Genomic DNA, 13,305 nt, shown 5'->3' on the forward strand with positions numbered 1-13,305 from the left:
TTGTGCCCTGTGTTGGCATTGTGCCCTGTGTTGGCATTGTGCCCTGTGTGTCGGCTGTTTTCCCAGTGACGATTGGTTTCGTTATCGCGACGGTACCCGGGCGGACTCAGGCGCAGCCGTGCCCAACCTGTGCAGCAGACGAGACCGTTCGGTGGGCGTCACGCCCGCGACCGGTCATCGGCCAGGACCTCCTCGTCCGTCATCGCGGCCACGTCGAGGTAGTGGCGTGCGATCACGGCGAGCCGGCCCGGGGTACCGCGTTGTGACTCCCGCCCTTCCAGTCGCTCGGCCAGGCCGGCGACGGTGCGGGCGGCGAAGAGGTCGGCGACCATGGCGTGCTCGACGTCCAGCCAGTCGCGGATCCGGGCGATCGCGGTCGTTGCCAGCACCGAATCGCCGCCCAGCGCGAAGAAATCGTCCTGCACGCCGGTGGATTGCGCGCCCAGCACCTCGGTGACGATCCGGGCCAGGGCGGCCTCGAGGTCGTTGCGTGGGGTGCTTGCGTCCCCGTCGTAGCCCTGCCCGTCGAGCAGCGCGGTCACCGCAGTGCGGTCCACCTTGCCGTTGGGGGTCAACGGGATCCGCTGCACAATGCTGATCCGAGCGGGAATCATGTAGTGCGGCAACACCTCTGCCACCGTCGCGGCAAGGTCGGCCAACGGTTCTCCCGCAACCGCGGCGACGAGCTGGGGCGCGGCGGCGCCGACGACGGCCGCGACGGCATGGCGCACCCCCGGCACGGCACGAAGCGCGCTTTCCACTTCGCCGAGTTCGACGCGGTACCCGCGGATCTGAACCTGCTGGTCGGCCCGGCCCAGGAACTCGATCGTGCCGTCGGGCCAGTAGCGCGCCAGGTCGCCCGTGCGATACCAGCGCGCGCCGTCGTGCTCGACGAAGCGCTCGGCGGTCCGGTCGGGGTCGTTGCGGTATCCCGCGGCGAGGTTGGGGCCGCTGAACCACAGTTCGCCGGGAACCCAGTCCGGGCAGTCGCGCCCCGTCGGGAAGGCGATCCGGCAGCGCACGTTGCGCAGGGGAACCCCGAACGGCACGGTCGTCCAGTGCGCCGGTGGCGCCCCGACGACCTCGCACACGGTGCCGTGGACCGAGGTCTCGGTCGCGCCGCCCAACCCGGCGAACCGGCAACCGGGCACCTGCTGGGCGAGCCGGCGGGCCAGGTCCGCGCCCACCCAATCGCCGCACAGCATGGCCACACGCAGCGAGTCGCCCAGCCGGTCCCCGCCCAGCTCCAAGATCATGTCCAGCCAGCTCGGCACCGAGCTGAGGACCGAAACCCGATGGTGGCGGATCAATTCCACCCAGGTGGTGGCCGCGGCCCGGTGGTCGGTATCCATGGCCACGATCGAACCGCCAGCCGACAGCAGGCCGAAGATGTCGTAGACCGACAGGTCGAACTCGAGGGCGGCCAGCCCCAGCACCCGGTCGCCGGTGCCGATGCCGAACCGGTCGTTGAGGGCGTCGATGGTGTTCATCGCCCCGACGTGCCTGATGTCGACCCCTTTGGGCACGCCGGTGGAGCCGGACGTGAAGATCACGTACGCGAGTTCGCCGGTGCCGGGGAGCACCGGCGCCGGCAGCGGCGGCGAATGCCGTTGCGCCGCGTCGATGGGCAGGCACGGGACCGACGGTCCCATGCTCGCGCCCTGGGTGGTCAGCGCCGCGACGATGTCGGCGGACCCAAGGATCTTGGCGCGCCGCCCGTCCGGCTGGTCGAACCCGATCGGCACGTAGACGCCGCCCGCGGCGAGCACCCCGAGCACGGCCAGGATCTGGTCGGGCCCCTTGGGCAGTTGGACGGCCACGGCGTCGCCCTGGCGTACCCCGGCGGCGCGCAGCGCACCGGCGACCGCCAGCGCGCGCCGGGCGAGTTCCCCGTAGCTCCAGGCGCCCTCGGTCCCACCCGCTGCCCCGGGCAAGCCCCAGACGACCGCCGGCGCGTCCGGATTGGCCGCGGCGTGCTCGAAGAATCCTTGGTGCAGGCAGCGTCCGCTGACCGGGCCGTCGGTCGCGTTGACGGCCGCACGGACCCGGGCCTGGGCGCTGGGCAGCCGTACCGCCGCCTCCGCGTCCCAGCCCGCGTCGCCGTCCGCCAGTCGCCGCACCGCATCGGTGAATGCGGCGAACATGGCGTCGATGAGACCGTGCGGAAAGGCCGACTCGCGCACGTCCCAGTTCACGAGCAATCCGCCACCCAGCTCGGTGACCTGGGCGTCGAGCAACACCTGGGGCCCCTGCGAGACGATCCACACCGGGTCGCCGAAGGTCTCGGTCACGGTGGCCGAGAACAGCTCGCCGAGGTCGAGCGCGCTGGTGAAAACCACCGGCGCCAGCACCGGCTCCCCGCGGTGGCGACCGAGGTCGCGCAGCACTTCGAGCCCGGAATAGGCTGCGTGCGAACCGCTTTCGTACATGCTGCGCTGGATGGCGCGCGCCCGCTCGGTCACCGAGACGTTGTCGGTCACGTCGACCTCGAGCAGGACCGAGGAGGTAAAGTCCCCGACCACCCGCGCGATGTCGGGGTGGGCCGATTCCCGTTGGAACAACGGCACGTTGAGCAGGAAGCGCGACTGCGCCGACCACCCGCCGACGGTGTCGGCGAACACCGCCGCCAGCGCCATCGCCGGCGTGACCCCGCGGGCGTGGGCCCCGGCGATCAGCCGCTGCTTGGCCTCGGGCACCAGCCAGTGGTGGTGCCGCACGGTGCGGTGCGCTGCGCCGCGCTCCCCGACCGGCACGGTCGGCAGCTCGGGTGCGCCGGGCAGCTCGGGCAACCGCTGCTGCCACCACTGCCGGTCCCGGGCTCGCGCCGCGGCGTCAGGGCGGCGTTGGGTGCGGTAGCGCCGGTAGCTGTAGCCGGGCGGCTGCAGCGTCGCCCCTTGGTACGTCTGGGCCAGCTCGGCCACCAGGACGCGGTAGCTCATCGCGTCACTGGCGAGCATGTCGACGTCGAGATGCAGGCGAGCGCGATCCACGTCGTAGAGGCTCAGCGTGACGTCGAGCACCTGGGCGTCCTCGATCGCCAGGCGCTGATGCGTCGTGCGGTCGCGCAACTCGGCCAGCGCCGACCGGACCACGTCGGGGCTTTGTCCGCGCAGGTCGACCACGGCGAAGACCGGCCTGCCCGGCTCGGGCATCGTCTGTTGGGTGCCGTCCGGCAGAAACCGGGTGCGCAGCATGGGATGGTTGGCGACCAGAGCCCTCACCGCGCTCTCCAGACGCTCGGGCTCTATTGCCCCACAGTCGAATTCGACATAGAGGTGGGCCGCAACGCCGCCGAGTTCCTGCTCGTCGGCGCGGCCGATCCAGTACGCGTGCTGCATGGTGGCCAACGGGAACGGCGCGTCCTCGGCCGTCTCTGCGGCCGAGGACGCGGCGGCGGGGTCGGCCGGGCCGGGCCCGGCCGACCCCGTGCCCGGCTCCGCGCCGAGCAGCGCGTGCCAGGATTCGACCGTCGGCGCGTCGGCGAGCTGGGCGAAGGTGATGTCCGCGCCGCGCTTTCGCCAGCGGCCGGCCAGGGCCATCATGCGGATCGAGTTCAGGCCCAACTGGATCAGATTGTCGTCGTCGGCGATCTCGGTTGCCGGGCAGCCCAGTTGCGCGGCGACGGTGACCCTGATCTGGTCTTTGCTCACGCGGTCGGCGCCGTCACTCACAGGTTGCCTCGCCCTCACTTCGGTCCCTTTCGTGCGGTCGATCAAGGTCGGCGGCCAGCGCGGCGATCCCGCGCCGCCACAGCCGCGTCAGGCGGTCGATGTCGGCGGGCGCGAACAGTGCGTCGCTCCAGCGCCAGTTGCCGATCAGTTGGGCACCTTCCGGTGTCATCGCCACGAAGGCGCTCAGGTTCACCGCGAATCGCAGCGGCAGGTCGGGCTCGGGATCATCGGGCAGCGCATCGATGTAGGACCCGGCGAGCAGCGACCACGGCTGTTCGCTGACGCCGAGGTCGAGCCGGCCCAGATAACTGAACTGGATCTGTGGTTCCGCGGCGGCGCGCAGCTCGGGTACGTCCGCGACGTAACGCAGCAGCCCGAAGTCCAGGCCGCCGCTGGGGACCGCACCGAGGTGGGCCACCACCGCGTCGAGCAACGCCCCGGCCGCACCCGGGTTGTGCTCGGCCCGTTCGACGTCGAGCGCCTCTGGTCCCGCGCCCAGGCGCACCGGGTAGGCGTTTGTGAACCACCCGACGGTGTTGGTCGTGTCGGTGTCGAGCACGGCGTCGGCGCGCCCGTGGCCCTCGAGCGCCACGAGGGTGCCGGCCCGCGGGTCCTGCCCGCGTTCGCGGCGCCAGGCGGCGATGGCCATGGTCGTTGCGGTCAAGAGGAATTCGCGCACGCCGTCGTCCCTGGTGACCGCGGCCAGCATGCGCTGGGTGGTCTCGGTGTCGACGGCGACCCGGGTCACCCGCAGCGTGGACCAGGTGTCCCGGATCGGGTCGACGTGCCGCGCCCCCAACGCCGGGTCGGTCCCGCGGACCTGGTCGACCCAGTAGCCGCGCTGGTCGCCGACCTCGCTCGTCGCGGCTCGCCGCCACATCAGGTCGCACCAGCGCCGGTAGGAGGTGAACTCCCCCAGCATCCTCGGTACCGTTCCGGCCCGCACGCAGCGCCAGCCCTCGACGAGGTCGCCGAGCATGATGTGCCAGGACACCACGTCCACCGTCAGGTGATGCGCGGTCAGCAGCAGCACGTCCGATTGCGGCGCGCCGGCATACCAGACCGCGCGCACCATCGCACCGGCGCGGGGATCGATCTGGTCCAGCACCGCCCGAGCGGAAGCCGCGATCGCCGAAACCAGTGCGGCGTCGGTGGGTTCGGCGAGCCGCACCCAACCCAGCAGATCGGCGGCGCGGACGGCGCCGGGCTCGCGGGTGACCAGACGCGGACCCGCGGCGGTATCGACCAGTACCGAGCGCAGAGTGTCGTGCCCGTCGAGCAGCGACTGCAGCATCGACTCGATCGACGCGCGGTCGATGCCCGACGGCAACCGCAGCAGGACGGTGTGGGCGAACCGCCGGTAGTTGCCGTGCTCGTAGAGCCACGACACCATCGGCAACGGCAACACCTCGCCGTACTCCGCTCCCGGTGCCGAGGCGCCGAGTGCGTCCGGCGCGGGTCCCGCGTCGATCGCGGCCGCGAGTTGGCGGATCGTCGGCGCGGCGAACACCATCCGCGGGCGCAGCGTCAGCCCGCGCCGTTGCGCCTTGTGCGCCAACGAGATCGCCACGATGCTGTCCAGCCCGAACAGGAAGAAGTCGTCGTCGAGGCGCGGCACCACCCCGTTGAACTGCTCCCCGAACACCTCGCACAGCAACCGTTCGGTCTCGGTAACGGCCGCCGCGCCGCCGCCCGCGGGCGACAGCGCGCGCTCGGCCAGACCGTCCAGCGCGTGCCGATCCAGCTTGCCGTTGCCGCTCACCGGCAACCGCGGCAGCGCCACAACCCGCGCCGGAACCATGTAGGACGGCAGCCGCTCGGCGAGCGTGGTGCGCACCGCGCCCGGGTCGTCGGCGGCGGCATCCTCCCACACGACGAAACCGACCAGGGCGGTGGAGCTTTCACGTCGTACGACCGACACCGCCGCGTCACCGACCCCGGGATGGCCGCGCAGCGCGGCTTCGATCTCCCCGATCTCGACCCGGTAGCCGCGGATCTTGACCTGAGTGTCGGCGCGGCCCAGGTAGGCGTACCCGCCGTGCGGCAGGCGTCGCACCAGGTCGCCGGTCCGGTACATGCGCCGGCCGGGACGGAAGGGGTCCGCGACGAAACGCGCGGCGGTCAACGCCGGCCGGCCGAGGTAGCCGCGGGCGAGCTGCGTGCCGCCCAGATACAGTTCACCGACCACGCCGTGGGGCACCACGCGCAGTCCGGAATCCAGGACGTAGGCGAACGTTCCGGCGTTGGCGGTGCCGATCGTGGGTGCCCGGTACTCGCCCACCGCCGCGACGACCGCCTCGACGGTGACCTCCGTGGGCCCGTAGCAGTTGTAGACCGCGCCGCACACGCCCGCTGCGGGCAGGCCGCGCAGCTGCTCCCACACCGCGCTGTCGATCGCCTCGCCGCCCAGGGCCAGGACCGGCAGGCCGTGCGTCAGCAGGCCGGCGGCGCGCAGCTGTCCGAGCATCGACGGGGTGGTGTCGATCATGTCGACGCGATGGGTGGCCATGCCCGCCACCAGCCGGTCGGCGTCGCGCATCTCCGCGGCGTCGAACAGGTGCAGGGCGTGGCCGTCGAGCAGGCCGACCAGCGGCTGCCAGGACGCGTCGAAGCTCAGCGACCAGGCGTGCGCGATGCGCAGCCGGCGGCCCAGCCGCGCCACGGCCGGACCGTAGACGCGCTCGCGGTGGTCGGCGAAATAGCTCAACACCGCGCCGTTGGTGCCCAGCACACCCTTGGGTTCCCCAGTCGAGCCGGAGGTGAAGATGACGTAAGCGCACTGCCCGGGATGACGTTGCACCGCCGGCGCGTCGGCGGGCGACCGCGAGATGCGCTGCGCGGCGGCGGGGTCGTCGATGACCAGTGTGGCCGTGTCCGCGCCGACCAGCCGTCGGCAGCCGGCCGTGGTGAGGGCCAGGACCGGATCGGCCTGCGCCAGCATCGTCTCGATGCGCGCACGCGGGAGCGTGACGTCGACCGGAAGGTAGGCACCGCCGGCGGCGAGGACGGCCAGGATGGCGACAATGGACCGGGCCGAGCGCGGCAACACCAGCGCGACAACGGATTCCGGTGCCACGCCGCGCGCGGCCAGTTCCGCGGCCAGTCGGCAGGCCGCGGCGTGCAGCTCGGCGTAGGTGTAGCGTTCGCCGCTGCCCGTGCCGAGAGCGTCCGCGTCCGGGGTGGCGCGCGCCTGCCGCGCGAACACCTCCCACACCGTGGTGTTCGGCGCGGGTTCCCGGTCAGCGGCCAGGGCGCCGGATTCGGCGCGCTCGGCTGCGGTGAGCACGTCGAGCGCGTCGGGGGTCGCGTCGCCGACGTCCGGCAGCCGGCGCAGCACGCCCAGCACCCGCTCGCACATGTCGTCGGGCCGAAGATGCGGCAGCGCTTCGGCAATCGCCTCCACGAGCACCACCAGCGCGTCGTCGCGCAGATGCGCGACCACAGTCAAGGGGTAGTGCGTCAGGCTTTCCATCTCGACCGGGCGGAAGCGGGCCCCGTCGGGCGTGGTGACCGCGCGGATGGCGTCTTCGACCGGTGCGTTCTCGAACACGAACAGGCTGTCGAACAGCGTGCCGCGCCCGTGCTCCCGCTGGATCTCCGACAGGCTGAGGTACCCGATATCCTGCAGCGCCGAGGCCTCGCGCTGCAGCCGCACGCAGTGGGCGGCCACCGTGTCGGCCCCGAACCGGAGCACGACGGGCACGGTGTTGATGAACAGGCCGACCATGCCCTCCACGCCGGCCAGCTGCTCGGGACGGCCGGACACGACGGTGCCGAAGACGACGTCGCGGCGATCGGTGAGCCTGCCCAACACGAGCGCCCACGCGAAGAGCACCGCGGTGTTGAGCGTGAGGCCGTTGCGCCCCGCCCAGGTGCGCAGCCGGGCCGTGTCGGGCGCGGGCAACACCAACTCCGCGGTGCCCGGCACACTGTCGCGAGTGGCGACGGTGCCGTCGGCGACCATCAGCGGCGCCGACACACCGGACAGGTAGTCGTTCCACCGCGACAGCGCCGCGGCACGGTCCTGACGGGCGAGCCACGCGATGTAGTCGCGGTAGGGGCGGGGCGGCGCCAGCCCGTCAACCGAACCCCCCGCCCGGTACACCGCGAGCATCTCGGTGAAGAACACCCCGAGCGCCCACCCGTCCATCAGGATGTGGTGGGCGGTGAACACCAGCCGGCGCCTGGACTCGCCGGGCACGCACAGCACCACGACGCGCAGGGCCGGTCCCCGGACCAGGTCGAACGGGCGGCGCCGCTCCGAGCGTGCGATGGCATCGAATTCGCCTGGCGCGGCGGTACGTTCGGTCCACGGCAGCTCGGCATGGGCGGGCACGATCTGCACGGGTTTTTCGACACCGCGGTCCCAGAACGCGGCGCGCAGGTTCGGGTGCCGGTCCAGCATCGCCGCGGCGCTGCGGCGCAGCAGATCGACGTCGACGGGCCCGTCGATGTCGACCCGCAGTTGCATGGTGTACACGTCGACGCCGTCCTCGGCCAGCCGGTACAGCGCGAACAGCCCTTCCTGCAAAGGGCTCAGGGCGAGGACGTCCTCGACCTGCGGCGGAGCCTGACTCACCACCACGTCACGATTCCCTGAGCCAGGAGGCGGTGAGCTCCGCCAGCGTGGCCTCGTCCAGGCCGGACGCGCTCATCGGCGCCGACGGCGACTCCGGCGGCTCCGGCGGCTCGGGCGCCGAAGCATGCTGGGGCACGGGCTGATCGGCAGCCGCGTCGACCGCGGCGGCCAGCTCGGCGATGCTCATGTGCTCGAACACCATCGCCGCGGTCAGCGGCAGCCCCGCAGCGGTGGCCCGGGCCGCCAGCTGCACGGCGACGATGCTGTCGCCGCCGACGGCGAAGAAATTGTCCTCGCGGTGGACGCCGGTGATCTCCAGCAGCTCCTCCAGCAAGGCGGTCAGCGCCCGTTCGGTCTCGGAAGACCCGCCGGACAGCGGCCGGGCCCGCGCTTCGGGCGGGGCGGGCGGGGCCAGCAGCGCCCGCAGGTCGGCCGCGGGCAGCAGCTCGACCGACGCGAGGGCCGCGTCGGGGGTGATCGCGAACGCGTCGAACGCGTGGTCGAGGGCAGCGGCGATGCGCCGGACCGTCGCGGGCTCGTAGAGATCGGCATTGGCCACGACTCGCACGTCGAGTTCGGCGTCCGGGGTCACGTTCACGCCGACGTTGAGGTCCAGCAATGAGATCTCGAAATCCATCGGGAGCGCCGACACCGTGGTGTCCCCGGCGCCGGTGAGATCACGCGGCAACAGTGCCCAGTCCTCGCCACGGAAGTGGATGGACTGCTGGAACAGCGGGTGGTTGCGCGACGGGGAGCGTGGCGGGTTCAGCGCCTCGACCAGCCGTTCGATGGGGAATTCCTGATGTGCCAGTGCGTCTTTGACCGTGTCGCGGCTGCGCGCGACGAGCTCGCGCAGGCTTGGCTGCCCGGAGAGGTCGGTGCGCAGCACCACGACGTTGGCGCAGGGTCCGGTCAGGTTCGCGGTGCTCTCGCCGACCCGGCAGGCGACGGGACTACCGATCACGATGTCCGTGCCGCCGCCGAGCTTGTGCAACACGACCGCCAGGACCGCTTGGTACACCGAGAATTCGGTGGTGCCCGACTCCTCGGCCAGCCGGACGAGTGCCGCCCGCCGGGCCGCGGCGACGGTGAAATCGACCACTTCCCCGCATTTTCCGAGCACCGGCGGGCGCGCGCGGTCAGTGGCCACCGAGATGTCGGTGGGCAGCCCGTCCAGCGCGTCGCGCCAGTAGTCCAGCTCCGCGCGCGCCCACGGACCCGGGGATTCGAACGTATTCCGTTGCCAATGAGCATAATCGGCGAATTGCGCCGCTGGTGCGGTCCACTGCGGCGGCTGCGCGTTGCGCCGCGCCCGGTACGCGACGACGAGGTCATCGACCAGGATTCCGAACGAGGTGTGGTCGGTGACCGCGTGGTGGATCAGCAACAGCAGCACGTGCGTGTCCGGGCCTGCCACCAGCAGGGTGGGGCGGATCAGCGGCTCGGATTCCAGCGCGAACACGTGGCGGCGCAGCGCGGCGATCGCCTCGCCGAGGCGATCGGCGGCGACCTCGGTCACCGCCGGTTCGAGCCGCAATTCCGGGTGCACGTACTGGTAGGGCATCCCATTGTGTTCCACGAGGTTCGTGCGCAGCGCCTCGTGGCGGGCCACCACGTCGTTGAGCGCCGCGGTGAGCACCCCGGTGTCCAGCGGACCGGTGAAGCGCAGCGTGAGCGCCATGTTGAAGACGTCGTTGGCGCCCCGCATCCGGTACTGGAACCACATGGCGAGTTGGGAGTACGACACCGGGGGCCGGGCCGGGCGGGTCTCCCCGGTCAGCTGCGGCCGGGTGTCCGCGGGGCGGGATCCGGCACGCAGCCGTTCGATCAGCCGCGCCAGCCCGGCCGGTGTCGGAGCGTCGAACACGTCGCGCACGCTGCACTCCACGGCGAATGCGGTCCGGATCTGCGCCACCAGGCGGGCAGCCAGCAGCGAATGGCCGCCCAGCCCGAAGAACGACTCGTCGGCGCCGATGCGGTCCCAGTTTTCGTCGCGGCCGAACAGGCGGGCGAAGATCGCGCACATCCGGCGCTCGATCTCGGTGGTCGGCTGCCGGTGGCCGCGCGCGGCCACCGGGGTGGGCGCGGGCAGAGCCCGCTTGTCCAGTTTGCCGCTGACCGTCAGCGGGATCTCGGGGATCACCCCGAATGCGCTGGGCACCATGTAGTCCGGCAGCGCCGCCGCGGCGTGGGCGCGGATCTCGTCGATGTGCACGCCGGCGGGTGCGCCCGACGAGCCGCAACCGGCGGTGGGCACCAGGTAGGCGGCCAGCGTCGGCCCGGCTTCGGTGTCCTCGGCGATGACGAGGCAGTGCCGGACCGCCGGGTGGGCGGCGATCACCGACTCGACTTCGCCGAGCTCGATGCGGTAGCCCCGCACCTTGACCTGCTCGTCGGCGCGGCCGACGAATTCCAGCTCCCCGGACAGGTTGCGCCGGACCAGGTCTCCCGTCCGGTACATCCGCATCCCCGCGGCGAACGGATCGGCGACGAAACGCTCCGCCGTCAGCCCGGGGCGCCCCAGATACCCCCGCGCCAGCTGCGCCCCACCCAGGTAGAGCTCGCCGATCACCTGCGCGGGCACCGGCTGCAGCTCCTCGTCGAGCACATAGGCGTAGACGTTGCGGTTCGGGACACCGATGGGCACGACGCGAGAGCCTTGTGCGCCTTCGACTTTCCTGTGTGTCGCGCAGACCACAGCCTCGGTCGGGCCGTAGTGGTTGCGCAGCTCCGCGTCGAAATGGCCCGCGAATCTGTCGGCCACCTCACCGGGTAGCGCCTCCCCGCCCACCGGCACGTGCCGCAGCGCGCGCCACTGGGCGGCCCGCGGCAGCAACAACAGGGTGCTCAGCATCGACGGGACCATGTGCAGCACGGTGACGCGGTGGCGCTCGATCAGGTCCGCGACGTAGTCGATGTCGCCGAACGCCCCGGGCCTGGGTACGACCAGCTGCGCACCCAGCGTCAGCGTGATGAAGATGTCCAGCAAGGACGCATCGAAGCTGACCGACGACGACTGCAACAACCGGTCGGCGGCGGTCATGCTCCACTCGGCGATGAATCCGTCGACGTGCTCGGCGATCGCCCGGTGCGACACGGCCACGCCCTTGGGTCGCCCGGTGGAGCCGGACGTGTAGATGACGTACGCCAGATGCTCGGGATGCAACGCGAAGAGCCGCTCGGCGTCGGTCAGCATCGCGTTTGGGAGACGCGCGGCGTCGCGTTCGGCGGCGACGAACTCCAGATGCCCGATGACCGTCCGCGGGCGGGCGTCCGCGATGAGGTAGTCGATGCGCTCGTGCGGGTATGCGGGGTCGATCGGCAGGTAGGCCGCCCCGGCTTTGAGCACCGCGAGAACTGCGACGACGAAGTCGATCGACGTCGTCATGCGCAGCCCGACGATGTCGTCGGGACCCAAGCCGCGCGCAGCGAGCAGGCGCGCCAGTCGATTCGCCCGGCGATGCAGCTCGGCGTAGGTCAGCCGCGCCTCGTCGGAGACCAGCGCGACGGCCTCAGGAGCCGCGTCGGCGGCCGCTTCGAGCAACGCGACCATCGTGGTGGCCGGCGTCGTGACGAGCTCACCATGGGATTGCGCCAGGACGGCGGCCCGCTCGCCGTGGCCGAGCATGTCGATGGCGGTGATCCGGCGCCCGGGCTCGGCGAGCGCATGGTCCAGCAGCTGCAGGTAATGCGCCAGCATCTGTTCGACGAGTTCACCGCGCAGCCAGGTCTGATATTCGACCTCGACGCACACCCGGTCGGGGTCGAGCACGATCGCGAGCGCCAGCGGTAGGTGCGCGGTCACCGCCGCCAGGTCGAGTTGTGCCACGGTGATGCCGTCCAGGGCGAAGTCGTTGGCGCTCTTGCGCAACGAAAAGCCCAGCCGTACCAGTCGGTCCATGCCGTCGTGGCCCATGCGTTCCGGATTCACCTCGCGCACGACCCGGTCGATGCCGACGGACTGGTGAGCGAATCCGTTGAGGCACGTTTCGCGGATCGCGTCGACGAACGAGACGAAGGTGTCCTGCGGCCGCACGGTGATCCGCAGCAACAGCGTGTTGCCGAAGTACCCGAGGGCGCCGTGGGCGGCGGGCCGGCGCCCGGTCACCGGCACGGACACCAGGAAATCCTGGGTTCCGGTGTAGCGGCGCACCAGCACACCGAAAGCCGCCAGCAGGACCATGAACGGCGTGGCGGACTGCCGTTGGGCGAATTCTTTTACCTTGTCGAACAATTCGGGGGGCATGACACGGGATAGGCGCTCGGCGTCCCGCGAAGGCTTCGTGGCGGCCAGGCCGGGAAGCGGCAAGGGTTCCGGCGCCGGCCGCAGCGTGTCGGCCCAGTAACCGACGTCGGCGACGGTGGATTCGGCGGCGCTCTGAAGCACCTCGGCGGCCACGAACTGCGGTGCGTCGCCGAGCCGCCGGTCACCGTTGTAGGCCGCGCTCAGCTCGGCGGAGAACACGGCCCAGCAGTCGTCGTCCCAGCAGATGTGATGCATGACGAGCAGTAGCACGGACTCGCCGGTCCCGCTGTGGATCAGGGTCGTCCGCAGCGGCAGGTCGGTGGCGAGGTCGAACGGCCGGCCGAACTCGGCGCGCGCCAGGCCTTCGATCCGCCGTGCTCGTTCGGCCTCGGGAAACTCGGTCAGATCGACCGTCGGCCAAACGATCTCGACGTCGTCGGAGACCACCTGATACGGTTCGCCCTCGCTGTCCACCCCGTATACCGTGCGCAGGATCGCGTGCCGCGCCACCAGGTCGTGGAACGCCGCACGCAGCCGCTCCCCGTCCAGCGGCCCCGTCAGGCGGTAGGCGACGCAGACGTTGAGCGTGACGTCGCCGGCGTCCATCGCCTGCAGGAACCACATCCGTCGCTGCCCGGGCGAAAGGGGGTAACGCTCCCCCGCCCGTACAGCCTGAGGGATGACGGATTGCTCGGCCGCCAAACCGCTTTCGCTGATGCGTCGGCGCAGAAGCGCTCGGCGGCGATCCTGCACGGTCCGGGCATCGTCTGCCATAGCTCGCCCCATCTTCACTCCGCCGGTGATGTCGG

At 71.5% G+C, this 13,305-nt stretch carries 3 protein-coding genes; all 3 read right to left on the bottom strand.

Annotated elements, in window-relative coordinates; translation table 11 throughout:
* Window positions 1-158 precede the first annotated feature (158 nt).
* The 3 genes from ACOJVU_RS02910 to ACOJVU_RS02920 are packed head-to-tail and all read right to left on the bottom strand — an operon-like array spanning window position 159 to window position 13,270.
* A complete protein-coding gene (locus tag ACOJVU_RS02910) occupies window positions 159-3,671 on the bottom strand; it encodes an amino acid adenylation domain-containing protein (protein ID WP_421528396.1) in 3,513 nt (1,170 codons plus the stop codon).
* On the bottom strand, window positions 3,664-8,250 hold the full coding sequence (locus ACOJVU_RS02915) for an amino acid adenylation domain-containing protein (protein ID WP_421528397.1): 4,587 nt from the start codon (window positions 8,248-8,250) through the stop codon (window positions 3,664-3,666). Before ACOJVU_RS02915 ends, ACOJVU_RS02910 begins: the two co-directional genes overlap by 8 nt.
* Before the next feature lie 7 nt (window positions 8,251-8,257).
* Window positions 8,258-13,270 carry an amino acid adenylation domain-containing protein gene (locus ACOJVU_RS02920; RefSeq protein WP_421528398.1) on the bottom strand — a complete coding sequence of 1,671 codons (5,013 nt, stop codon included), beginning with the start codon at window positions 13,268-13,270 and terminating at the stop codon, window positions 8,258-8,260.
* Window positions 13,271-13,305 lie beyond the last annotated feature (35 nt).

The sequence above is a fragment of the Mycobacterium sp. THU-M104 genome, from assembly GCF_049197365.1.
GTDB lineage: Bacteria > Actinomycetota > Actinomycetes > Mycobacteriales > Mycobacteriaceae > Mycobacterium.

What these genes read in the sequence shown, in the direction of transcription:
- ACOJVU_RS02920 (WP_421528398.1), bottom strand. Translation starts at nt 13,270, where the DNA reads ATGGCAGACGATGCCCGGACCGTGCAGGATCGCCGCCGAGCGCTTCTG.